The following is a 23216-nucleotide window of genomic DNA, read 5'->3' as shown; positions in this document are numbered from 1 at the left end:
CATGATTGAAGTATATGCTCCGGCGTCTATTGGTAATTTTACCGTTGGCTTTGATGCGCTGGGCGCCGCACTTGCGCCCATTGATGGCGGTTTATTAGGTGATGTGGCGGTTGTTAGTGCCGCATCGAGTGATGAATTTATTTGTACAGGCGACTATGCACATAAGCTACCTAGTGATGCGCAAGAAAATTTAGCGTATCAGTGTTTAGTGCACTTTAGAGCGCATGTTGCGCCTGATATGCCTGCGGTAAAGCTCGAACTTAGGAAAAATTTGCCGATTGGTTCGGGATTAGGCTCAAGTGCCTGCTCTGTGGTGGCGACATTTGCAGCACTGGATAAATTTGCCAAAACTAATTTAAGCCAAGTAGAGCTCATTGAGCTTATGGCAGATTTTGAAGCCGTTGTAAGTGGGGGGCGCCATTACGATAACATCACACCGTGTTATTTAGGCGGCTTACAGCTAACCGGTGATTTAATTCCTGATAAATCTATTGCTTTACCTGTTGATGAAAACTGGTATTACGTCGCCGCATTTCCGGGCTTTTCGCTCAATACCGCAAAAGCGCGCTCTGTTTTACCAAAAGAGCTAAGTATGCATGCCGGGGTTGAGTTTGCTCAGCGTTTATCGGCGTTTAGTAGCTTACTGTTAACAGGGCGTTTTGATGATGCATTAAGCATTATGAAAGACGAAATAGCAGAGCCATACCGTGCGCCACTTATAAGCGGCTTTAGTGATGCCAAAGCAAGCTTACCAGCACTGGGTGCTGAAGTTGTGAGTATTTCAGGCGCAGGGCCGACCTTGTTTAGTGTATGTAAAACGCTTGAAGCGGCAGAGCAATGCGCGCAGTGGCTAGAGGAAAATTACATCAACGAACAAGGCTTTTGCCATATTTGTAAATTAGATAACGACGGCACGCGTCAATTAAATGTTTTATAGGAAAAAGAGTCATGCAATTACATAATTTAAAAGAATATTCACAAAAAGTGTCGTTTGTTGAAGCTGTAAAAACAGGACTAGGGCGTAATCAAGGTGTGTTTTTTCCAGAGTCGTTAGCGCCATTAAGTGATGTTGATGCATTACTAGATATGGACTTTATTACTCGCAGCGGCAAAATTTTATCGCACCTTATTGGTGACGAGCTACCAAGTGATACTGTTGCCCAGATGGTTAAGAATGCGTTTAACTTTCCGGTTAAGCTGGTGGAAGTTGAAGATAATACCTATTGCTTAGAGTTATTTCACGGGCCAACACTGGCATTTAAAGATTTTGGTGGCCGTTTTATGGCCGAGTGCTTGGCGCAATTTAATCAAGGTGAAAAAGTCACTATTTTAACTGCAACATCGGGTGATACCGGGGCTGCCGTAGCGCATGCTTTTTATAACAAACCAAATATTGATGTCGTTATTTTATACCCTAAAGGTAAAATTTCATTAGCGCAGCAAAAGTTATTTACAACGCTTGGTGACAACATTCACTGTTATGCGATTGAGGGTAGTTTTGATGATTGCCAAGAGTTGGTTAAAAAATCATTTTTAGATGAAGAGCTAAAATCGAAGTTAGGTTTAAACTCAGCAAATTCAATTAACATTAGCCGTTTAGTCGCGCAGGTATGTTATTACTTTGAAGCCATTGCACAGCTGCCAAAAGAAAAGCGTGCTACAGCGCATATTTCAGTACCGAGTGGTAACTTTGGTAATGTGTGTGCGGCTATGATTGGCGCGGTTATTGGTATGCCTGTAGGTAAACTAAGCGCGACTACAAACCAAAACGACACAGTACCGCGCTTTATGCTTGATAAAAATTGGACGCCTAATGCGACAATTGAATCGCTTTCAAATGCAATGGATGTGAGTAAACCTAATAACTGGCCACGTGTGCAATCAATGTTAGATAATAACTGGTTTAGTTATGATAACTTTTATTCGGTGAGTGTTGATGAACAGCAAACACAAACAGTGATGAAAAAAATTCAACAGCTTGGCTATATTGCAGAGCCTCACACCGCAATTGCTTACCAAGGTCTTGTAGAAAATAAGGCGGCAGATGCTGTGGGGGTTTTTTTAGCGACTGCGCATCCGGCCAAATTTAAAGACAGCGTTGAGGATATCCTTAATGTTGAATTAGATATGCCAAAGCCGTTAGCTGATGCATTAGCAAAACCGTGTTTAGCCACTGATATGCACAACGATTATGCTGTTTTGCGTACAGAATTGTTTAAAAAGCTTGCCTAAAAAAGGCCGATAATAAAAGCGGCTTAGGCCGCTTTTTTTGTTTGTTTATGCATCGCTTTAGACATAACGCATAAGCTATATAAATGTAGTAAATAAAATTCATTTAAAATTGTTATTAGTTTATAAAAAAATATCATCATCAAAATGCTGTGAAATAGTTTCAATCCCTGTTTAAATATCCTCAACTTAAGAGCGTAGGCAAAACGTCGTTTTAAGCGTACAATAAAGCCTCTAAAAAATACCCATACACGTTGCCCAGGAGACCCCAATGTTAGAACGTAGCATGAATATTTCGGACTTTGATCCAGAGTTATTTGACGCGATGAGCAAAGAAACATCACGTCAGGAAGAGCATATTGAGTTAATTGCATCTGAAAACTACTGTAGCCCACGCGTACTTGAAGCGCAGGGTTCTCAGCTGACTAACAAATACGCTGAAGGTTACCCGGGCAAACGTTACTACGGTGGCTGTGAGCACGTAGACGTGGTTGAGCAACTTGCTATTGACCGCGCAAATGAATTATTTGGTACAGATTACGCAAACGTACAGCCTCATGCCGGTTCACAAGCGAATGCTGCTGTTTTCCAAGCTCTTTTAAGCCCACTTGATACTGTATTAGGCATGAGCCTAGCGCACGGTGGTCATTTAACGCACGGCTCACACGTTAACTTCTCTGGTAAAACATACAACGCAATTCAGTATGGCCTTAACGAAGAAACTGGCGAAATTGATTACGCACAAGTTGAAGCGTTAGCACTTGAGCACAAACCAAAAATGATCATTGCGGGTTTCTCTGCTTATTCAGGTATTGTTGACTGGGCTAAGTTCCGTGAAATTGCAGACAAAGTAGGTGCATACTTATTTGTTGATATGGCGCACGTTGCAGGTTTAATTGCTGCGGGTGTTTACCCAAGCCCGGTGCCATTTGCTCACGTTGTAACAACCACAACACACAAAACATTAGCGGGTCCTCGCGGTGGTTTAATCATTTCTGCGTGTGGCGATGAAGAAATTTACAAAAAGCTAAACAGCGCTGTTTTCCCAGGTGGCCAAGGTGGTCCTTTATGTCATGTTATTGCTGCTAAAGCGGTCGCATTTAAAGAAGCACTTCAACCTGAGTTTAAAACATACCAAGCACAAGTTGTTAAAAATGCACAAGCAATGGTTGCCGTATTACAAGAGCGCGGCTACAAAGTAGTATCGGGTAAAACTGACAACCACTTATTCTTACTTGATTTAATCGATAAAGATATCACAGGTAAAGATGCAGATGCTGCCCTAGGTAATGCGAATATCACGGTTAACAAAAACTCAGTACCGAACGATCCACGTTCACCATTTGTTACTTCTGGTTTGCGTATTGGTTCACCAGCAATCACTCGTCGTGGCTTTAAAGAAGCAGAGTCAAAAGAGTTAGCGGGCTGGATCTGTGACGTACTAGACAACATCGAAGATGAGTCAGTACAAGCGCAAGTAAAAGAAAAAGTGAAAGCAATTTGTGCAAAATTACCTGTTTACGCTTAATCCAAGAGTAAAATAGTAATTTAGATCACAACTGCACACATTTTTGTTATGATAATGGCCGCTATAATAGCGGCCATTTTTTGTTTTTAAAACGGAAACACACAGTTATGCATTGCCCATTTTGCACCGCCAAAGATACTAAAGTTATTGATTCTCGCCTTGTCGGCGGGGGACACCAAGTACGTAGACGTCGTGAATGTAATGAGTGCCACGAACGATTTACCACCTTTGAAGGGGCTGAATTAGTGATGCCACGGGTCATCAAGCAAGATGGCAGCCGCGAACCGTTTAATGAAGATAAGTTACTAAATGGCTTAACTCGCGCCCTCGAAAAACGCCCCGTAAGCACTGAGCAAGTTGACGAAGTGGTTAATATTATTAAGTCGCAGCTGCGAGCCACTGGCGAACGCGAAGTGTCTAGCCATTTGGTGGGTGAGTGCATTATGGAAGCGCTTAAAAAGTTAGATAAAGTGGCCTATGTAAGATTTGCCTCTGTATATCGCTCGTTTGAAGATATACGCGAATTTGGTGAAGAAATAGCCCGCTTAGGGGAATAGTAATGACCAAGCAAAGTTCGTTTTCAGAGGATGATAAACGCTACATGGCTCGCGCTATTGAACTGGCAAAAAAAGGGCGCTTTACGACAACCCCTAATCCTAATGTTGGCTGCGTACTCGTAAAAAACAATAAAGTAATAGGTGAAGGGTTTCATCAGTTAGCGGGCCAAGGTCATGCAGAGGTAAACGCACTGGCTATGGCTGGCGAAAATGCCAAAGGCGCAACCGCTTATGTAACCCTAGAGCCTTGCAGTCATTATGGTCGAACACCGCCTTGTGCTGAAGGGCTAAAAGTAGCCGGTGTTAAAAAAGTGATTGCCGCAATGGTTGACAGCAACCCGCAAGTTGCAGGCAAAGGTCTGAAAATTTTAGCGGATGCTGGTATAGAAGTTGCTCACGGATTACTTGAAGCGCAAGCTCGCGCATTAAACCTTGGGTTTTTTAAGCGCATGGAGCAGGGGTTACCCTTTGTGACTTGCAAAATGGCCGCCAGTATTGATGGTAAAACGGCGCTTAAAAACGGCCAAAGTAAATGGATAACAGGCCCCGCTGCGCGCCAAGATGTGCAACTATACCGAGCACAAAACTGTGCAATTTTAACCGGTGCCGATACGGTATTAATGGATGATGCAAAATTAAATGTGCGCCCAGAAGAGTTACCGTATTCTTTACCAACTGATTTACCACTGCGCCAACCGGTTCGCGTTGTTATTGACTCACAAAATAGACTTACCCCTGATCTTGCCTTATTTTCAATTCAAAGTGAGGTGATAATATTTACCACCAAGGTTGATAAATCGCATCAGTGGCCTCATTTTGTTAAACAGATTGAAGTACCTGAAAATAATAATAAAGTAGATTTACTGGCCGTGTTAAACACGCTAGCCCAATTGCAGTTTAATAATGTGTGGCTAGAGGCCGGAGCAACACTGGCTGGCAAAATGACAGAACTTGATTTAATTGATGAGTTTGTTTTTTACATTGCTCCTAAATTAATGGGCAGCGATGCTAAAAGTTTACTGAATTTCCCAGAGTTAATGAGTATGCAAAATACCATTAATTTAACTTTTAATGAGTGTGTGCCAATTGGTGATGATTTACGTATCACAGCACTAAAAAAAGCTCATTAATCATTTTATATAAAGAGTAGCACTATGTTTACTGGAATAGTTGAAGCGACAGGTAAAATTGCGTTATTACAAAAAAAACAAGGTGATTTAGCTATTCGTATCCAAAGTAAAAACCTTGATATGAGTGATGTTAAGTTAGGTGACAGTATTGCAACCAATGGTGTATGCCTGACGGTTGTTGATAAGCATATTGATGGCTTTAGTGCAGACTTATCAAATGAAACGATTAGCTTAACAGGGTTTGCACATTACGCATTAGGGCAAACCGTTAATCTAGAAAAGGCGATGCAACCTGTTTCGCGCCTCGGTGGTCATTTAGTGTCTGGCCATGTAGATGGCATTGCCACTATCACAGCAATTAATGCCAATGCGCGAGCAACAGAATATTGGTTAGCCACCGATGAAAATTTAATGAAATACATTCCTTACAAAGGGTCGGTTTGTATTGATGGTATTAGCCTGACGGTTAATGCAGTTGAAGGTAATAAATTTAAACTGACGATTGTGCCCCACACCAGCGGGCAAACGACCATAGCTGATTTTCAAGTCGGTACCAAAGTGAATTTAGAGGTCGACCAAATAGCACGTTATTTAGAGCGCCTAGTCAGAGGGGCTGAGCAACCTACGGGTTCAGATATTTCGATGAGCTTACTCGCTAAAGCGGGCTTTATAAAATAACGACATTGACAACTTATACGAGCAACTTATGAATTTAAACAGCGCACAAGAAATAATTGATGACATTAAAGCCGGTAAAATGGTTATTTTAATGGATGATGAAGACAGAGAAAATGAAGGCGATTTAATTATTGCTGCTGAACACATTAGTGCAGAAGCCATTAACTTTATGGCGACTCATGGCCGTGGACTAATTTGTTTAACGATGACTCAAGAGCGTTGCTCGCAGCTTGATTTACCATTAATGGTAAAAAATAATGGTGCCGCATTCTCAACTAATTTCACTATGTCGATTGAAGCATCAAAAGGGGTTACCACAGGTATTTCTGCAGCGGATCGTGCCCGCACTGTTCAAGCTGCCATCGCGAAAGGCGCTGTGCCAAGCGATATTGTACAACCAGGTCATATTTTTCCTATTATGGCGCAACCAGGCGGCGTGTTAACACGTGCAGGGCATACAGAAGCAGGGTGTGACTTAGCGCGTTTAGCAGGGCTTGAGCCATCATCAGTGATTGTAGAAATCCTAAATGAAGATGGCACCATGGCGCGTCGTCCTGATTTAGAAGTATTTGCTAAGCAACATGATATTAAAATTGGCACCATTGCTGATTTAATCGAGTACCGTAACCTAAACGAAACCACAATTGAGCAAGTTGCAAAATGTAAATTGCCAACTGAACATGGTGAGTTTGACTTAGTGACTTACAAAGACACCATTGATGGGCAGTTACACTATGCATTGCTTAAAGGTGAAATAAAGCAACAAGAACCGACCTTAGTACGTGTGCATTTACAAAGTACCTTTAACGATATTTTACTCTCTGATCGCAATGCTGACCGTAGTTGGGGTTTATCGCAAGCAATGGCTTATATTGCTGAGCATAATGGCGCCTTAGTTATTTTAGGTAAGCAAGAAAGCACTGAAGAGTTAGAAGCCACAGTAAAAGCGTTTGCCGCAGCTGATGCGGGTGAAAATGTGACGCCACGTAAATTTCAAGGTACTTCGCGCACCGTAGGTGTGGGTTCGCAAATTCTGGCTGATTTAGGTATTCAAAAAATGCGTTTGATGAGTTTACCTAAAAAATACCATGCATTATCAGGGTTCCATTTAGAAGTGGTTGACTACGTAGAGCCACAATAATTACGCGCTAGGTTATTATTTTATTTATGTGGTATAATGCGCATCAATTTTTGCGCAACCGAAATCGCTTAAACTTATTTTTAGGGTTATCAAATGAAAATTATTGAAGGTAATAAATACGCTCCAGGCAAAAAGTTTGCCATTGTCATTTCTCGTTTTAATGACTTTATTGGTAGTAGCTTGCTTGCAGGTGCTGTTGATGAGCTAAAACGTACTGGTGGAGTATCAGAAGACGATATTACCGTGATTTACGTACCCGGTGCGGTTGAATTACCTTTAGCAGCGAAACGCGTTGCAGCAAAAAAAGAATATGATGCAATTATCGCCTTAGGTGTAGTGATCAGAGGGGGCACGCCTCACTTTGATCTCGTCGCTGGCGAGTCAAATAAAGGGCTTGCACAAGTATCGCTTGAGTATGATATCCCGGTTGCATTTGGCGTATTAACCACTGAAAGCATTGAGCAAGCAATTGAGCGCGCAGGTACCAAAATGGGTAACAAAGGCGGCGAAGCTGCTTTAGGTGCGCTTGAAATGGTTAATGTGTTAGATAAAATTTAAGTTTAAGGAATTTTTGTGAAACCAGCAGCAAGACGTAAAGCACGTATCTTAGCACTTCAAGCCGTGTATTCATGGCAATTAAGCGGCAATGCAATTGCCGATATCGAACAACAAATGTTGATCGAAAACGATGTGACTAAAATTGATGTTGAATATTTTAAAGATTTAGCGCGTGGAGTTGCCGTAAATCATAAGCAACTAGACGAAGCTGTATCGCCTCATTTAACTCGTCCATTTGATGAATTAGACGAAGTTGAACGTGCAATCTTACGTTTAAGCAGCTACGAGCTTAAATTTCGTGAAGATGTTCCTTACAAAGTGGCTATCAATGAAAGCATTGAATTAGCGAAAATGTTTGGCGCTGAAGATAGCCATAAATTTGTAAACGGTGTACTTGATAAAGCTGTAAAACAGTTACGCAAGTCATAACAACTTAAGCTGCATATTAATTTCAGTGAGTTGTTATAAATAACCGTTAAAAAGGAGAGCCGGCATAGGTCGGCTTTTTTGTGTATGAAGGAATTTGAATTAATTAATCACTACTTTAAAGGTCGCGGTATCACTCGTCGCGATGTTAATTTAGGGATTGGAGATGACTGTGCGCTTGTCACAGTACCAGCAAACTGTCAGCTTGCTGTAACAACAGATACCTTAGTTGCTGGGGTGCATTTTTTTCATGATATCTCTCCTCGCGCATTAGGGCATCGAGCTCTGGCAGTAAATTTAAGTGATTTAGCTGCCATGGGTGCAGAGCCTACATGGGTATCGGTTGCACTCACATTGCCAAGTATCGATCCACAATGGATTGCAGAGCTGACTGACGGCATGCATGAAATTGCTGAGTACTTTAATGTACAAATTATTGGTGGCGATACGACTCAAGGCCCACTCAGTATTACTATTTGTGCAAAAGGCACGGTTCCTGAAGGTAAAGCACTGCGTCGAAGTGGCGCAAAAGTGGGCGACTGGATTTTTGTAACCGGACCGCTAGGTGATGCTGGTTTGGCAATTGAGTCAAAAAAACAAGGTTTGCCAGTTGCACCTGAACATTTAAAGCATATTAATAAATGTTTAAACTTTCCAACGCCACGCGTGGCCGCCGGACAAGCTTTGCGTGGCTTAGCGTCATCAGCTATTGATATTTCAGACGGTTTACTTGCTGATTTAGGTCACATTTTGGATTTGTCACAGGTCAGTGCAACAATCAATATTGAAAATGTACCTACTTCTGATGCGATGCAAGCGAGTCTTGATTTTGAGCAACAGCTTCCTTTTATACTCAACTATGGCGATGACTATGAACTACTTTATACCGTCCCAGACAGTAATAAGAGTATGCTCGATATTAAGTTGCGCCAATACGGTGTAGAAGCAACCTGTATCGGCCAAATCAAAAGTGGTGATGGGAATATAGAATTATTACACCAAGGTGAAAAGTTTGTTTTTGAGCACAAAGGCTTTGAGCACTTTTCCAAGGAGCAGGTTTGAATAAAAACCGATTATTTAATTTAAAACGCCCACATCAATTTTTTGGTTTGGGTTTTGGTACAGGGCTTGCGCCTAAAGCCCCTGGTACATTTGGTACTTTAGCGGCGTTACCATTTATTTTTATTACCATGCATTTTCCGTTATGGTTACAAATTGTATTTGCGGTGGTGATCAGTATATTTGGTATTTGGGCATGTGGAAAAACAGCTGATGACCTTCAAGTTCATGATCATCCAGCTATTGTTTGGGATGAAGTCGCTGGTTACTATATAACGATGATTGGTGCAGCACTGAATTGGCAAACATTATTAGTGGGCTTTTTACTATTTCGCTTTTTTGATATAGCAAAGCCAGGGCCGATTCGTATACTTGATAAACGTGCTCATGGTGGGTTTGGTATTATGGCCGATGATGTACTTGCAGGTATTTTTTCGCTTATTTGTTTGCAAGCATTGATAAAAGTAGGTTTACTACCCTTTTAATTTATTATTTGTTTAACTAGGTGGCAGCACTATGATGCGATTTTTATTGGTTTGTGTACTCTTGATGTGTGCCATGCCAAGTACGGCTTCAATTACTGATTACGTAGTTAAACAATGGAACATTAAAGACGGACTTCCCTCACAATCCCTCAAAAGTGTGGTGCAAGATAACCAAGGCTACATGTGGCTTGGTACGCAATTCGGATTAAGCCGATTTGATGGTAACACTTTTACTAATTACAACACTCAAAATAGTCTGTTTTTACCCAGCAATGGCATCAATAAATTACTGATTGATGGCCAAGGACTATTATGGATAGGCACGAAAAACGGCCTCGTTGTTATAGACCCAGAAAAGCTAACCGCACAAGAGTTTAATATTAAAGGCCCTGTTAGAGATATTCTTGAAGACTCTAAAGGCAGTATTTGGATAGCAGCTAATGGGCTTTATTACATAGACAGAGGCCAGATAGAGCTGCGCGACCAGCTAAACAATCCGAGCCCTATCGTAAATGCCACTGCGATCACCCAAATAGTAGGGTCAGTCAGTAAAATGGCGCTCTCACCAGAGGGAATTTGGCTGGTTAACGATCGTAATTTATTGCGCTTGACGCAAAGCGCGTCTGATTTTTCTAAATTGCGCTTAGAGCTTACCGCTAAAGTGGCCTTGCCTGATCGTTTAGCACAAACAATTGTTCACGACTTATCCTTTTTAAATGGCAATTTATATCTTGCTTCTGAGCTAGGTGCTTACTTTTTAGATTTAGATGATGAGCTACGCTCATTTCCGCTGCCTAACGCTAACAACTCAGCCGTTTATAAGTTTATGAGTGATGGCAATGGTGGCTTGTGGGTATCGACTTATGGGCGCTTATTGTTCAGAGGGAAGTCGGATGATTGGCAATGGGTTGAGCCCAGTCAATTAGATCAAAGTATTTGGTTTGCCGATATATTTAGAGATGATGAAAATAATATATGGTTAGCGAGTTTTAGTGAGGGACTTTGGCTTGCTCATGAAGGGCGAATAGAGCGCCATTCAGCCATTTCTAAAATGACCGAAGCGGTTATGGCCATTAGTAAATCACCAGATGGTAAGTTATGGATTGCCAACAAAAGCGGCGTAGGTTATTTCGATGCCGATAAAACGTTTATCAATGTCATCAACAGTACCAAGTATGGTAACGCCTCGGTGCATGACCTGCAATTTGATGGCGATCGCCTTTATGTTGCTACTGGCAGAGGCTTATTTTTTTACGAGTCGAATACCTTATATAGTTTCCCTGCCCGTGCGCTAAGTGATAATCCTGTATTTGCTATTAGCACTTCAACTAAAGGCGGTTTTTGGGTAGGCACCGGGCGAGGATTATACCGTTTAAATTACAATGGTTTAAACCCTTTTGCGTACAATGCTTTTTTAGGCAGTAAGTTTGTAACCTATGTTTTAGATAAACCAAATTTTGGGGTTATTGGCACCAGTAAAGGCGCGTATTACTTTACTGAACGCGGGATAGAAAAAATTGGCGACCAAACCACCTTAGAAAGTGCGTATGTGACCAGCATTTTACATATAAAAGGGGTAGGCATTTTAATTGGCTCGCTTAACGATGGTTTGTTTTATCGCAGTGGACAAGGGCAGTGGCAGCAATTAGATGCCGCCAATGGGCTGCCATATGGTTCTATATTTAGTCTTGAGTACGATGATACTACAAAACGCATTTGGGTAAGCACCATGAAAGGGGTTTATCGCATGCCAGTTGAGCAATTCAAAGCCAACATTGAAAGCCTAAAAGTGGAGGAAGTGATCTCTTCATTTGATCGACAGCTCGATGGTAAAGCAAGTCAATGCTGTAATGGTTTAGGCCATGATGCGGTGGTTGATATGGATAATTCAATTTGGTATCCCAGCTTGCAAGGCGTTGTAGAAATTCCTAAAGACGTAGAATTATTTGGACTGCGTTCACTTAAACCAACTATAGAAACTTTAACCACGCCATCACGAAAACTTGCTGCGGCTGCGTTAGGTAAAAAGCCAGTACTTAAAACTGACGAGCGTGATGTAACGCTTACCTATACCGCTATCGATTATTATGCACCTGCAAGTATAGAGTTTAGGTATAAACTCAATGGGCTTGATAATGATTGGCGCTATGCAAATACCCGCCGAGAAGCAATTTACACTAACTTACCAGCAGGTATGTTTTTATTTGAATTAGAGACAAAACGTCAAGGTGAAGATTGGGGCAAAGCGCAATCGGCCGAATACGCTTTTGTGGTGCCTGAACGATTTGGTGAAACTATATATTTTAGATTACTGATCACCAGTGGTTTTGTGTTGCTCTTTTATTTGGTGTTTTGGGTATTTAAAGTTCAAGAGCGACGTAAGCAGCAAGTTCTTGAGGGGCTTATTACTGAGCGAACCCTTGAGCTTCGCCAAGCAAACGATAAATTAAACCAAGTAAACTCTCAGCTTAAACTTGTTAGTCACTCTGATGAGCTAACAGGGCTGAGAAGTCGCCGTTTTTTGTTTGATCAACTACCAAAAGATATCGAGCATTTTCAGCGTAACTCGCAGTCATTGCAGGCTCAAGGTAAATCGTTGGTGTTGTTAATTATTAATTTAGATAACTTTAGCCGCATTAACGATGCCTATGGCCCTATTGCTGGAGATAGCTGTTTACAACAAGTAGCGGCATTACTTAACTCGCGTACCCAAGGTTCTGATTATGTTGCCCGTTGGAGTGGTGATGAGTTTTTACTGTTATTGCGTGATTTTAAATGTAATTTAATCGACAGCTATGTATCTGAATTATGCCAAGCAATTGCAGATTATTCGTTTCAGCTTCCTAACGGTGAAACAACCAATATAACAGCGTCAGTCGGGTGGTCGTTCTATCCGTTACCTCTCTTAGGTGGGCAAGTTATTAGCTGGGAAACATCAATTAATCTAGCTGACATAGCATTACATCAAGTTAAAAAACGTGGCGGCGATGGCGTCGCTAATATTACCTTTGACGAGCAATTAGATGCATTTGAGTTTGAGCAAAACCCCAATGTTGAACAGCAAATTGGTTTGTTACAAAGCAATGGTCTAGCCGATATTAAGGTATGGATGCGCTAGAGGTTATAGATGAGCAATAAAAAAGGAGCCAATGGCTCCTTTTTTATTAAACACGATAAGTGTTAGCTCATAAATGATTTAATTGAAGTTAAAATACCGTGTTCACCTAACCCCATTTCATCGTGCATTTGCTGTTGTGTGCCATGTTTAATGAATTCATCAGGAATACCTAAGTTAAGCACTTTTACATCGGCTTTAATGCTCGCTAAATATTCATTAACTGCAGAGCCTGCACCGCCCGCAATCGCGTTATCTTCAAGGGTTACAATAATATCGTGATCATTAATCAGCTCATCAATTAATGCCGTATCAAGTGGCTTAATAAATCGCATGTTTACTAGAGTGGCATTGAGCTCATCAGTGGCAAGTTGTGCGTTTTCAAGCAAGGTACCAAATGACAATATAGCCACTTTAGTACCTTTTTTAATTACATTCGCTTTGCCAATTTCTAGCTTTTGCATAGTGCTTTGAATGTCTGCTGAGCCTGCACTACCACGCGGGTAACGAACAGCAACAGGACAATTAGCTTGATAGCCTGTATAAAGCATATGACGGCATTCGTTAGTATCACTTGGGGCCATAATGACCATATTAGGTATACAGCGCATAAAGCTTAAGTCGTAGGCGCCTTGATGGGTTTCACCATCGGCTCCAACAATACCTGCGCGGTCTATAGCAAATAATACCGGTAGATTTTGCAGTGCAACGTCGTGAATTAGTTGATCGTACGCGCGTTGTAAAAAGCTAGAATAGATAGCCACAACGGGCTTTAAGCCCTCACAGGCAAAACCTGCAGCAAGAGTAACGGCGTGTTGTTCTGCTATCGCTACGTCAAAGTATTGTTCTGGATACTCTTTAGAAAAACGTACCATGCCTGAACCTTCACGCATAGCTGGCGTGATTGCCATGAGCTTACTGTCTTGCTTGGCCATGTCACAAAGCCAATCACCAAACACATTTGAGAAAGTCGCCGCACCTGGCTTAGATTTTGGTAAGCTTGATGTTGCAGGATCAAATTTTGGTACGCCATGATAACCAATCGGATCGGCTTCGGCAGGCTTGTAACCTTTGCCTTTTTGGGTTTTTATATGTAAAAGCTGTGGGCCTTTTAAGTTACGCATATTGCGCAGCGTATCAACCAACATATTCACATCATGTCCATCAATTGGGCCAATGTAATTTAGACCTAATTCTTCAAAAAAAGTACCCGGGATCATCATCCCTTTAATGTGTTCTTCCATACGGCTGGCAAGCTCTTTTACCGGCGGTACACCAGAGAGCAGCTTTTTACTGCCTTCGCGGATGTTGGTATAAAAGCTACCTGATAAAATACGCGCAAAATGATTGGTTAAGGCACCGACATTTTCAGATATCGACATTTCGTTATCGTTCAAAATGATCAGCATGTCTGATTTAACATCGCCAAGGTGATTCATTGCTTCAAAGGCCATACCAGCAGTAATTGCGCCATCGCCTATTACCGCGACTGTTTTACGCCCTTTGCCTTCTTTTTGTGCAGCAATAGACATACCTAACGCCGCAGAAATTGAGGTACTTGAATGGCCAACACTAAAGGTGTCGTATTCACTTTCATCTCTAAAAGGGAAAGGATGCAATCCGTCTTTTTGGCGAATGGTATGCATTTGATCACGACGGCCAGTCAGTATTTTATGCGGATAAGCTTGATGACCCACATCCCAGACCAAGCGGTCATCGGGTGTGTTGTATACATAATGTAGTGCAACGGTAAGTTCTACGGTTCCTAAACCAGACGCTAAATGGCCGCTACTTTGCGATACCGAATTGAGTAAATAGTCACGCAATTCATGGCTAAATGCAGGAAGCTTATCTTGTGCTAAGTCTCGCAAGTGGGCTGGTTCGTTCACCAAATCAAGTAATGGATACTTGCTGCTATCAAGTGTCATGGTTTTTTATATATCCTTCGCTAATATTAACCCTCCTCAAAACAAACGAGGTTTAAAAGGCGACTTAATATTCAGTAATAATTTTATACTAAGAGTTAATACGTTTTAGCTGTATTTAATGGTCACGTTCAATTAAATAGTTAGCCAATGCCGCTAAATCTGTTGTGTCTGCGTCAATGTTAGCTAATGCCTCATGGGCTTGTTGTATTAAATTTTGTGCTTTTTGCTTAGCGCCTAGCATACCTAATAAAGCGGGGTATGTCGCTTTATTCGCTGCAATATCTGACCCTTGTGGCTTGCCTAAAGTAAGCGTATCGCCCTCAACATCTAAAATATCGTCATGAACTTGAAATGCAAGCCCTATAGCGTATCCAAAAGTTGATAAGTTATCTAAAGTTTGTTGGCTTGTATTAGGAGCGCACAGTGCGCCAAGAGTGATCGCACAATTTATTAGCGCACCGGTTTTAAGTTTATGAATGCGTTCTAACTCATCAACAGTAATAACCTTATCGGTTGCTGCAATATCGCGGCCTTGTCCGGCAACCATACCTTGTAACCCCGATGCATGCGCTAGTGCTGCGATCATTTTTAATTGTGCTTCAGTCGAACATTTAAATGTGTGCTTAGCAATAAGTTCAAATGCTAAAGTTTGCAGTGCATCTCCAGCTAAAATCGCTTGTGCTTCACCGTATACAATATGACATGTAGGGCGACCACGGCGTAAATCATCATCATCCATAGCAGGTAAGTCGTCATGCACTAATGAATAACTATGAATACATTCAATGGCTGCGGCAAGTACATCTAAATCACGCTTGTCAGCACCGAGTATTTTACCTGTGGTGTACACTAAAAACGGGCGCAGTCTTTTACCACCATTCATTACACTGTAATGTGTGGCTTCTTTTATAGTATTGTCGCTTTCAAGAGGTTGTTCAAAATAAAGGTTGAGCGTATTAGCTACATCATCTTGAGCGAGTTTTATTTGTTCTTTTATGCTCACGATTATTCCATATCGTTATCAAACTGAGTAAGCGGTGCTTTTTCGTCATTACCCATTAATATCGACACCTTTTGCTCAGCTTGTTGAAGTTTGCCTGAGGATGCGCTCGCAAGTGCAATACCGCGCTCAAATTGCTTTAAAGACTGTTCAAGCGATAAATCACCTTGTTCCATTTCACTGACAATTGTTGTTAGTTCTTCTAGTGCTTGTTCGAAACTTAAATTTTCAGGTTTTTTAGTCGCCATCTTTATTTTCAACTTACATAATAAATTTAGACGCCAATTTTAGGGGGAATGCTAAACTAGGTCAAAGAATGATATTGTTTTTTGATAGATAAATGCTGTTGATTGGGTTTTATTGCGTTTCAACGTTATTTTTTAAAATTATTAATTTTGATTAATTAGATTGATTACCTATGTTGATCTAAAATATAACTAATCTTAATTTTACCGTTTATCATAAAAATCACTTAAGTATTTCAGTATCTTGCCGATAAACAATTAATAACAACGCTTGCGAAGAAAAAATATAAAACCTTTGGAGGGAATGTGGATTTAGCAACCATTATTGGGATCCTTGGCGCAATTGGCTTAATTGTCATGTCCATGTTTATGAGTAGTAGCGGTGAAGTCGCTATGTTTTACAATACCCCTTCTGTGGTTATTGTATTTGGTGGTTCCCTTTTTATCGTTTTATCTAATTTTACCATGTCGCAATTTCTTGGCATTGGTAAAGTATGTGCAAAAGCGTTTATGTTTAAAATTGAGCCTCCTGAAGCATTAATCGAAAAAGCGGTAGAATTAGCTGACTCTGCTCGAAAAGGCGGGTTTTTAGCCTTAGAAGAAGCCGAAATCCCAAATCCTTTTATGCGCAAAGGCGTTGATATGCTAGTAGATGGACATGATGCTGATGTGGTACGTGCAACATTACAAAAAGATATTTCGTTAACCACCACTCGCCATGAAATGGGGGCAACCTTATTTAAATCATTAGGTGATATTGCACCTGCAATGGGGATGATCGGTACGTTGATAGGCTTAGTGGCTATGCTTTCGAACATGGATGACCCCAAAGCTATCGGACCGGCAATGGCGGTTGCGTTGTTAACCACATTATACGGTGCGTTTTTAGCAAACGTTGTAGCCATTCCTATTCAGGTAAAACTTGAACTGCGTAAAGACGAAGAGGCCATGAATCAGCGCTTAATTTTAGATGCAGTATTAGGTATTCAAGACGGGCAAAATCCTAAAGTAATTGAAGGGATCTTGAAAAATTATCTAGCTGAATCAAAACGCGCAGTCAATACTGAGGAATAATTATGTCAGATGAAGAGTGCAAATGCCCACCTCCAGGACTTCCTGCGTGGATGGGAACGTTTGCCGATTTAATGTCATTATTAATGTGCTTTTTCGTACTTTTACTCGCATTTTCTGAAATGGATGTACTTAAATTTAAACAAATTGCAGGCTCAATGAAGTTTGCTTTTGGTGTACAAAATAAAATAGAAGTAAAAGACATTCCAAAAGGGACATCTGTTATTGCTATGGAGTTTACGCCGGGTAAACCTGAGCCAACTCCTATAGAAACCATTCAGCAACAAACGGTTGAAATGACCCAACAAATGCTTGAGTTTCAGGCGGGAGATGAAAGCTCCGCAGGTGGACGTCAAGAGCAACGTGGTGAAAAGCGAGGTGGTGAATCAAGCAGTACCTCAGAGGAAGTTGCTGCAGCTACGGCAGTGTCTGCTGCTGATCAAGAGCAAATAAATGACTTAGTTAAAAAAATTGCGCAACAGCTTGAAAAGCAAATTATTGATGGGGCTATTGAGCTTGAATCTTTAGGGCAGCAAATCATAATTCGTATTAGAGAAAATGGCTCGTTTCCATCGGGGAGTGCATTTTTACAACCACAATTTAAACCTATCATTCAAGATATTGGCCGATTACTTAAAGATGTACCCGGTGAAATTACGGTGTCTGGTCATACGGATGACTTTCAGGTATCCAACGAGCTTTACATTAATAACTGGGATTTATCATCTAAACGCGCAGTTGCGGTAGCGAGTGAATTACAAAAAGTTCCAGGTTTTGATAAAACCAGAATGATGGTGGTAGGGCGTGCAGAAACCAGGCCCTTAGTACCTAATGATTCCCGCGAAGATCGCAGACGTAACCGCCGTGTAGAAATATCAATTTTACAAGGCAAGGCAAAAGAGTCAGCGCCAATTGATGTAAGATAGAATGACTTGGCTATGTACCTTTTTTAGCATAGAATGCAACATTCTTAACAAATGTAATGGGGCGAATATGTTGACTAAGTATTGTAGTATGCCTGGTAACGGCGATGGAACTGATGAAGATACAAAAGCTAAGTAAGGTTATTTAGTTTGCCTGAATGGTTTTTGTATTTTGTAAGTATATTAAGCAAAAGCTGGGTTCTTATTTTGAGTCCGGCTATTTTTATATTCTTTATCCTCAAAGATTATTTAGCTCTTAGGTTCGTTGTTATTACTGCCGCTTTTTTCTTATTTGGCACTGTGACCTACTCAAGTTTAATGGCGTTTGATGATGGTATTTATATATACCGTTACCTTGTATGGGCATTAACAGATATTACTTGGATGGCACTTATTGCTTATTGGGGTCTTAAAGATAAAGTGCATTTGTGGCAATGTGTACTTGGGCAGCTTATTGTTATTGGTGCACCCATTCTTCAATTATTTCGCTTAGTTGACCGACACCTTTGGGATTTATCTTATAGCACTGTGATGTATCAAACATTTATGCCTTTAATAAATATTGCCACTGTTGTTGTCTGCTACCTGCCTCTTTTATATCTTTTTGTTAATAAGCGAAATAAAGCTTTAAGTTAGAAACTATAAAAATATCCCCAGTTTTAAACTGATATGCTAAACTACTGTTTATATGAACAGTGTTAGAGCTTGATTATGAAACTTTATATTGCTGAAAAACCTTCATTAGGGCGTGCTATTGCAGATGCGCTTCCAAAACCTCATAAAAAGCATGATGGTTATATTGAAGTGGCGAATGGTGATTGTGTGTCTTGGTGCATAGGTCATTTGCTCGAGCAAGCAGAACCCGATGACTATGATGAGCGTTTTAAAAAATGGCAATTTGAGCATTTACCTATTGTGCCTGAACACTGGCAATTAAAAGCTAAAACAAAAACCCGTAAGCAGCTTACCATTTTAAAAAAATTAATTAAGCAGGCTACAACACTCGTGCATGCTGGCGATCCTGATCGTGAGGGTCAGCTACTGGTTGATGAAGTAATCGAGCAAGCAAAAATTAGTCAAACTAAAAAGCAAAGTATTCAACGCTTATTGATTAGTGATTTAAACTTAACTGCGGTAAAAAAATCACTCAACTCTATGCGGGCTAACCGTGATTTTATCCCTTTGAGTGTATCTGCTTTAGCACGGTCTCGTGCTGATTGGTTGTTTGGTATGAATTTAACGCGAGCTTATACGCTAGCTGGGCAAAAAGCGGGCTTTGGTAATGTGTTGTCGGTTGGGCGAGTACAAACACCTATTTTAGGTTTAGTTGTAAATCGTGATAATGAAATCGCAAATTTTGTATCCAAACCATTTTATGAAGTACTTGCTCATCTTGTTACACCTGAGCAGCAATCATTTACTGCTAAGTGGATACCGAGTAAAGCGTGCGAACCATATCAAGATGAAGAGGGCAGAGTACTTAATAAAGCCTTAGCCGAAAATGTGACTTCACGCATTGCTAATCAGCCCGCAAATGTAACAGCGCTTGAGCAAAAGCAAAAAAAACAAACCGCGCCTCTTCCTTATAACTTATCTGCTTTACAAATAGATGCTGCTAAAGCTTTTGGGATGCCAGCACAAAAAGTACTCGATATTTGCCAAGTTTTATATGAACGTCATAAATTAATTACCTACCCACGCTCAGATAACCGTTACTTACCGAGAGAGCATCACCAAGATGCACCTGCTATTTTAAAAGCGATAGCCGTAAATGGTGGGCAGTCAGTAGAGCTGGTAAATGAGGCAAATGCAAAACAACGTAGTAAATGTTTTAATGATGCAAAAGTGGCCGCTCATCACGCCATTGTGCCGACAGCTAAACAGTTAAAAAGTGTGAGTTTAGCCAATGATGAAGCAAAAATTTATCAGTTAATAAGTCGACACTATTTAATTCAGTTTTATCCCGACTACATTTACAACGAAAGCAAAGTAGAGGTAACCATAGCTGGTGGTTTATTTAAAGCAAGTGCAAAGCAAGATGTAAGCTTAGGTTTTAAATTGCTCATGGGTAAGTCGGAACTCAAAGAAGTAGCTACATTACCTTATTTAGAAAAAGGCATGGCACTTACTTGTACTAAAGGTGAAGTGGTGCAAAAGCATACATCTCCTCCGGCTCATTTTACCGATGCAACCTTACTTGCTGCTATGACGGGAATTAGCCGTTATGTAAAAGACCTGCAAATCAAAAAAATATTAAAAGAAACAGATGGCCTCGGTACAGAAGCAACGCGTGCAGGCATTATTGAGCTGTTATTTAAACGTCGCTTTTTAAAACGTGAGGGAAAAGCAATTAAAGCAACTGAAACAGGTCTGGCATTAATTAGTGTATTACCAGAGGGATTATCAAGCCCCGACTTAACTGCAAAATGGGAGTCGAGTTTAGGTGATATTGCACAGCAAGCAATGAGTTATCAGCAGTTTATACAACCTTTATTATCCGATTTAACTAATTTTGTAAGTCAAGCAGCGAACTGCAATAGTCAGGCATTTGCACTGTTACCTAAAACGTCACCTAAAAAGCGCTTTGCCAAACGTACAAAAAAAGCGCCGTATAAAAAGTCGAGTTATAAAAAAAGCCCTGCGGTAAATTAATCGCAGGGCTTACATATAGCGTTGAAGGTCACTGATTGAATAGTGCCACAGCGGCGTTACTCATTGCCTTTATTCCTGTAGGCAGTGCTACTTTATAATCAGGCGCAAATTTACTTGAATGTAACGAGGGCAGTGTTTCGTTATTTTTTATTGCCTTGGCGTACTGCTGTTGGTTAACGCCACCTAGCCAAAATAAGGTGATAGGAATATTTTCGTCGGTGCGCCCGTATAATCCAAAGTCTTCACCGGCCATTACCGCTTCTGTTTCGAGCACGTTTGCATCACCTATCGCACTTTTTATAGCGTTTCGAACAAGGTTAGTTTGTACTGGGTTATTGTAAGTTGATGGAATTGATTCATCTTCATGAACTTTCACTACAGGGTAGAGAGATTCCTCGAGGCCTGCACTTTGTGCTATACCTGCAGTAATACGTTTAATTGCCACTATTTGTGCGTTACGTATATCTGGATTGTAGCTGCGTAGCGTAAGTTGCAACTTAACTTCATCAGAAATAACATTGTGTTTAGAGCCACCATGAATGGAACCCACCGTTATCACTGAAGGCTCAAGTGGAGAAAGCTCACGACTAGTAATTGTTTGTAGTGCAAGTATCGTTCGAGCTGCGATGATCACAGGGTCGATAGTTGTATGCGGGTAAGCACCATGGCCACCTTTGCCTTTTATACTAATATCAACAGAATCAACACTGGCCATAGTGTATTCATTTTTCATTGCCACTTTACCCGCAGCAACGCTAGCGCTTACATGCAAAGCAATAATATGATCTGGTTTAGCGTATTTGTTAAATAATCCTTCCTTGAGCATTGCTTTTGCACCACCGCCTACTTCTTCAGCGGGTTGAGCAACCATCATTAAAGTACCTTGCCACTTATTTTTATGCGTAATTAATTGCTCAGCAGTACCAATAAAAGAGCTCATATGAATATCATGACCACAGCCATGCATAACGCCAACTTCACTACCTTGATCATTAATTGTGGTAATAGTTGATGCGTAAGTTTTGCCTGTTTGCTCTGTTATAGGCAGGCCATCAGTATCAGTTCTGATCATGACGGTAGGGCCTTGACCATTTTTGTAAATTCCGACTACACCATAGCCACCTACATTATCGGTTACGTCAAACCCTAATTTCTGAAGTCGTTCAGCGATTTTTTGACCTGTTTGCTTTTCCTTATATGACAATTCAGGTGATTGATGTAGGTCTAAGTAAAGTTTTTCTATTGCCGGCATGCTGGTATCAAGATCCAACTTAAGTGCTTGCGCATTCAATAATGGGCTGACTAATAAACACAATGCACTTACATACGCTAATTTCATATTTTCCTCACTACCTTCTATTGTATTTAAATGATTTAAACAGATGACTTGTAATTATTATCTTCATCACCATATAAAAACCTAAATAGATGAACATGGCAATAATTCAATGAGCAATATAGTTAGTCTTAACGCACAAAACCTTCAGCAAGTATTGGGTGAAACATCACAACAAAAGTTAGTACTACTTAACTTTTTTTCTCCACAAAGCCCAGAGTGTATTAGCCAAGCAGCTATCTTAGATAAGTTAGCTGCTGAATACAGCAACTATATAGTAGTCGCAAACTTAGACTGCGATGCAGAGCAGGCACTTGCCTCTCAACTTGCCCAACAAGTTGGATTGCAAACCTTACCTACTTTAGTGTTATTAAAAGACTCAGCTCCAGTTGATTTATTAGCGGGTGCTCAAACAGAAAGCCAAGTTCGTGATGCATTATCTAAACATTTACCAGCTCAACAAGACTTATTATTAGAGCAGGCTAAGCAAGCACTGATTAATAGCGACTTAAATGCCGCGTTTACTTATGCCAAACAAGCGTATGAACTTGATAGTCGAAATGCGAGGATTAAATTAGTACTGGCAGATATATGTATACAAATCCACAAACTCGATGAAGCCGCTGCGTTAATAGAAACAATAGATGTAAAAGAGCAAGATGCATACTTTAATAATATTAAGGCAAAATGTGAGGCCGCATTAGAGGCAACCGATTCACCGCAGATAAAAGAACTTCAAGAAAAAGTCGCTAAACATCCAAATGAACTTGATTTGCAAATGCAGCTAAGTAACCTTTTAAATGAAGCGGGAAGGAAAGAAGAGGCATTAGAAGCACTCTTTACTATCCTTAAAAAGGATCTTAACTATGATGAAGCCAAACCAAACTTCTTAGCAATAATCGCCTCTTTACCTGACGGCGATGCATTAGCCGCTAAATATCGCCGCAAGCTCTATAGTATTTTATATTAACGGCTAATTAGAACCTTTATAAAAGCATCTAACTAAAGATGCTTTTTTGTTTTCTACATTTAAAAAGAGGATAAACGCAGGGTTATCCACAGGGTTTTGTGGGTAACATGTGTGTCTAGGTGGGGTATCTTTGGGGTAAAAATTAAATGCAAAAAAGCCTTTAAAAACGCTTGCGTTAAAATCGA

Annotated in this window: 21 protein-coding genes; 17 read left to right on the top strand and 4 right to left on the bottom strand. The window is 40.6% G+C overall.

The genetic code is table 11. The features are described from left to right. Nucleotide 1 precedes the first annotated feature (1 nt). From thrB to QL984_RS15540, 12 genes are all read left to right on the top strand, one after another. Nucleotides 2-937 (top strand): homoserine kinase, encoded by a 936-nt coding sequence (gene thrB, locus QL984_RS15595; protein WP_290172938.1) that lies wholly within the window; start codon nucleotides 2-4, stop codon nucleotides 935-937. Nucleotides 938-948: 11 nt separating this feature from the next. Next, nucleotides 949-2232, top strand: a complete 1284-nt coding sequence (gene thrC / locus QL984_RS15590) for a threonine synthase (RefSeq protein WP_290172937.1) — start codon at nucleotides 949-951, stop codon at nucleotides 2230-2232. Nucleotides 2233-2500: 268 nt separating this feature from the next. Beyond that, nucleotides 2501-3757 (top strand): serine hydroxymethyltransferase, encoded by a 1257-nt coding sequence (gene glyA / locus QL984_RS15585; protein ID WP_013464229.1) that lies wholly within the window; start codon nucleotides 2501-2503, stop codon nucleotides 3755-3757. A gap of 107 nt (nucleotides 3758-3864) precedes the next feature. Further along, nucleotides 3865-4314, top strand: coding sequence for a transcriptional regulator NrdR (gene nrdR, locus QL984_RS15580; RefSeq protein WP_010390928.1), 450 nt, complete (start codon nucleotides 3865-3867; stop codon nucleotides 4312-4314). Between the two features lie 2 nt (nucleotides 4315-4316). Next, the gene (gene ribD, locus QL984_RS15575) at nucleotides 4317-5444 is read left to right on the top strand and encodes a bifunctional diaminohydroxyphosphoribosylaminopyrimidine deaminase/5-amino-6-(5-phosphoribosylamino)uracil reductase RibD (RefSeq protein ID WP_290172936.1); all 1128 of its coding nucleotides are present in this window, start codon (nucleotides 4317-4319) and stop codon (nucleotides 5442-5444) included. A gap of 24 nt (nucleotides 5445-5468) precedes the next feature. Continuing rightward, complete coding sequence (locus QL984_RS15570; protein WP_008110218.1) at nucleotides 5469-6122, top strand: riboflavin synthase; 654 nt, start codon at nucleotides 5469-5471, stop codon at nucleotides 6120-6122. Nucleotides 6123-6150: 28 nt separating this feature from the next. Then, entirely contained in the window at nucleotides 6151-7263 is a 1113-nt protein-coding gene (ribBA, locus tag QL984_RS15565) for a bifunctional 3,4-dihydroxy-2-butanone-4-phosphate synthase/GTP cyclohydrolase II (RefSeq protein ID WP_013464232.1), read from the top strand. Between the two features lie 93 nt (nucleotides 7264-7356). Further along, nucleotides 7357-7821 (top strand): 6,7-dimethyl-8-ribityllumazine synthase, encoded by a 465-nt coding sequence (ribE, locus tag QL984_RS15560; protein WP_008110216.1) that lies wholly within the window; start codon nucleotides 7357-7359, stop codon nucleotides 7819-7821. A 15-nt stretch (nucleotides 7822-7836) separates the two neighbouring features. Beyond that, nucleotides 7837-8250: a transcription antitermination factor NusB gene (nusB, locus tag QL984_RS15555; protein ID WP_008110215.1), complete on the top strand. Its 414-nt coding sequence runs from the start codon at nucleotides 7837-7839 to the stop codon at nucleotides 8248-8250. 84 nt (nucleotides 8251-8334) lie between these two features. Continuing rightward, nucleotides 8335-9309: a thiamine-phosphate kinase gene (gene thiL, locus QL984_RS15550; RefSeq protein ID WP_008110214.1), complete on the top strand. Its 975-nt coding sequence runs from the start codon at nucleotides 8335-8337 to the stop codon at nucleotides 9307-9309. Further along, on the top strand, nucleotides 9306-9791 hold the full coding sequence (locus tag QL984_RS15545; protein ID WP_008110211.1) for a phosphatidylglycerophosphatase A: 486 nt from the start codon (nucleotides 9306-9308) through the stop codon (nucleotides 9789-9791). The genes thiL and QL984_RS15545 overlap by 4 nt, the downstream gene beginning before the upstream one ends. 31 nt (nucleotides 9792-9822) lie before the next feature. Beyond that, nucleotides 9823-12909 carry a ligand-binding sensor domain-containing diguanylate cyclase gene (locus QL984_RS15540; RefSeq protein WP_290172935.1) on the top strand — a complete coding sequence of 1029 codons (3087 nt, stop codon included), beginning with the start codon at nucleotides 9823-9825 and terminating at the stop codon, nucleotides 12907-12909. A gap of 62 nt (nucleotides 12910-12971) precedes the next feature. Here the strand turns inward: QL984_RS15540 and dxs are convergent, their stop codons facing one another. The 3 genes from dxs to xseB form a co-directional block, all read right to left on the bottom strand. Further along, a complete protein-coding gene (dxs, locus tag QL984_RS15535; RefSeq protein WP_290172934.1) occupies nucleotides 12972-14834 on the bottom strand; it encodes a 1-deoxy-D-xylulose-5-phosphate synthase in 1863 nt (620 codons plus the stop codon). Between the two features lie 115 nt (nucleotides 14835-14949). After that, the gene (ispA, locus tag QL984_RS15530; protein ID WP_013464235.1) at nucleotides 14950-15837 is read right to left on the bottom strand and encodes a (2E,6E)-farnesyl diphosphate synthase; all 888 of its coding nucleotides are present in this window, start codon (nucleotides 15835-15837) and stop codon (nucleotides 14950-14952) included. 2 nt (nucleotides 15838-15839) lie between these two features. Further along, the gene (gene xseB / locus QL984_RS15525) at nucleotides 15840-16082 is read right to left on the bottom strand and encodes an exodeoxyribonuclease VII small subunit (RefSeq protein WP_008110204.1); all 243 of its coding nucleotides are present in this window, start codon (nucleotides 16080-16082) and stop codon (nucleotides 15840-15842) included. Nucleotides 16083-16385: 303 nt separating this feature from the next. Between xseB and pomA the strand changes: the two genes are divergently transcribed. The 4 genes from pomA to QL984_RS15505 all read left to right on the top strand — a co-directional run bounded on the left by pomA (nucleotide 16386) and on the right by QL984_RS15505 (nucleotide 20725). Beyond that, the gene (gene pomA, locus QL984_RS15520; protein WP_016900636.1) at nucleotides 16386-17153 is read left to right on the top strand and encodes a flagellar motor protein PomA; all 768 of its coding nucleotides are present in this window, start codon (nucleotides 16386-16388) and stop codon (nucleotides 17151-17153) included. Between the two features lie 2 nt (nucleotides 17154-17155). Further along, complete coding sequence (locus tag QL984_RS15515) at nucleotides 17156-18076, top strand: flagellar motor protein MotB (protein WP_028834921.1); 921 nt, start codon at nucleotides 17156-17158, stop codon at nucleotides 18074-18076. A 147-nt stretch (nucleotides 18077-18223) separates the two neighbouring features. Then, complete coding sequence (locus QL984_RS15510) at nucleotides 18224-18709, top strand: hypothetical protein (protein WP_013464238.1); 486 nt, start codon at nucleotides 18224-18226, stop codon at nucleotides 18707-18709. A gap of 75 nt (nucleotides 18710-18784) precedes the next feature. Then, nucleotides 18785-20725 carry a DNA topoisomerase III gene (locus tag QL984_RS15505; RefSeq protein WP_024601516.1) on the top strand — a complete coding sequence of 647 codons (1941 nt, stop codon included), beginning with the start codon at nucleotides 18785-18787 and terminating at the stop codon, nucleotides 20723-20725. Nucleotides 20726-20753: 28 nt separating this feature from the next. Here the strand turns inward: QL984_RS15505 and QL984_RS15500 are convergent, their stop codons facing one another. Further along, nucleotides 20754-22064, bottom strand: coding sequence for an amidohydrolase (locus tag QL984_RS15500; RefSeq protein WP_024601515.1), 1311 nt, complete (start codon nucleotides 22062-22064; stop codon nucleotides 20754-20756). A gap of 109 nt (nucleotides 22065-22173) precedes the next feature. Here QL984_RS15500 and QL984_RS15495 point away from each other — a divergent pair, with 109 nt between their 5' ends. Then, the gene (locus QL984_RS15495; RefSeq protein ID WP_128583393.1) at nucleotides 22174-23031 is read left to right on the top strand and encodes a tetratricopeptide repeat protein; all 858 of its coding nucleotides are present in this window, start codon (nucleotides 22174-22176) and stop codon (nucleotides 23029-23031) included. Nucleotides 23032-23216: the final 185 nt, after the last annotated feature.

It is taken from the genome of Pseudoalteromonas sp. APC 3495 (genome assembly GCF_030407645.1).
Taxonomy (GTDB): Bacteria; Pseudomonadota; Gammaproteobacteria; order Enterobacterales; family Alteromonadaceae; genus Pseudoalteromonas; species Pseudoalteromonas tetraodonis.
The sequence above is the reverse complement of the archived record's forward strand: the minus strand, read 5'-3'. Positions and strand labels throughout refer to the sequence as shown.

What these genes read in the sequence shown, in the direction of transcription:
- ribBA (WP_013464232.1), top strand. Translation starts at nt 6,151, where the DNA reads ATGAATTTAAACAGCGCACAAGAAATAATTGATGACATTAAAGCCGGT.
- nrdR (WP_010390928.1), top strand. Translation starts at nt 3,865, where the DNA reads ATGCATTGCCCATTTTGCACCGCCAAAGATACTAAAGTTATTGATTCT.
- QL984_RS15495 (WP_128583393.1), top strand. Translation starts at nt 22,174, where the DNA reads ATGAGCAATATAGTTAGTCTTAACGCACAAAACCTTCAGCAAGTATTG.
- glyA (WP_013464229.1), top strand. Translation starts at nt 2,501, where the DNA reads ATGTTAGAACGTAGCATGAATATTTCGGACTTTGATCCAGAGTTATTT.
- thrB (WP_290172938.1), top strand. Translation starts at nt 2, where the DNA reads ATGATTGAAGTATATGCTCCGGCGTCTATTGGTAATTTTACCGTTGGC.
- QL984_RS15500 (WP_024601515.1), bottom strand. Translation starts at nt 22,064, where the DNA reads ATGAAATTAGCGTATGTAAGTGCATTGTGTTTATTAGTCAGCCCATTA.
- thiL (WP_008110214.1), top strand. Translation starts at nt 8,335, where the DNA reads ATGAAGGAATTTGAATTAATTAATCACTACTTTAAAGGTCGCGGTATC.
- xseB (WP_008110204.1), bottom strand. Translation starts at nt 16,082, where the DNA reads ATGGCGACTAAAAAACCTGAAAATTTAAGTTTCGAACAAGCACTAGAA.
- QL984_RS15540 (WP_290172935.1), top strand. Translation starts at nt 9,823, where the DNA reads ATGATGCGATTTTTATTGGTTTGTGTACTCTTGATGTGTGCCATGCCA.
- QL984_RS15570 (WP_008110218.1), top strand. Translation starts at nt 5,469, where the DNA reads ATGTTTACTGGAATAGTTGAAGCGACAGGTAAAATTGCGTTATTACAA.
- thrC (WP_290172937.1), top strand. Translation starts at nt 949, where the DNA reads ATGCAATTACATAATTTAAAAGAATATTCACAAAAAGTGTCGTTTGTT.
- dxs (WP_290172934.1), bottom strand. Translation starts at nt 14,834, where the DNA reads ATGACACTTGATAGCAGCAAGTATCCATTACTTGATTTGGTGAACGAA.
- QL984_RS15505 (WP_024601516.1), top strand. Translation starts at nt 18,785, where the DNA reads ATGAAACTTTATATTGCTGAAAAACCTTCATTAGGGCGTGCTATTGCA.
- ribE (WP_008110216.1), top strand. Translation starts at nt 7,357, where the DNA reads ATGAAAATTATTGAAGGTAATAAATACGCTCCAGGCAAAAAGTTTGCC.
- ribD (WP_290172936.1), top strand. Translation starts at nt 4,317, where the DNA reads ATGACCAAGCAAAGTTCGTTTTCAGAGGATGATAAACGCTACATGGCT.
- QL984_RS15515 (WP_028834921.1), top strand. Translation starts at nt 17,156, where the DNA reads ATGTCAGATGAAGAGTGCAAATGCCCACCTCCAGGACTTCCTGCGTGG.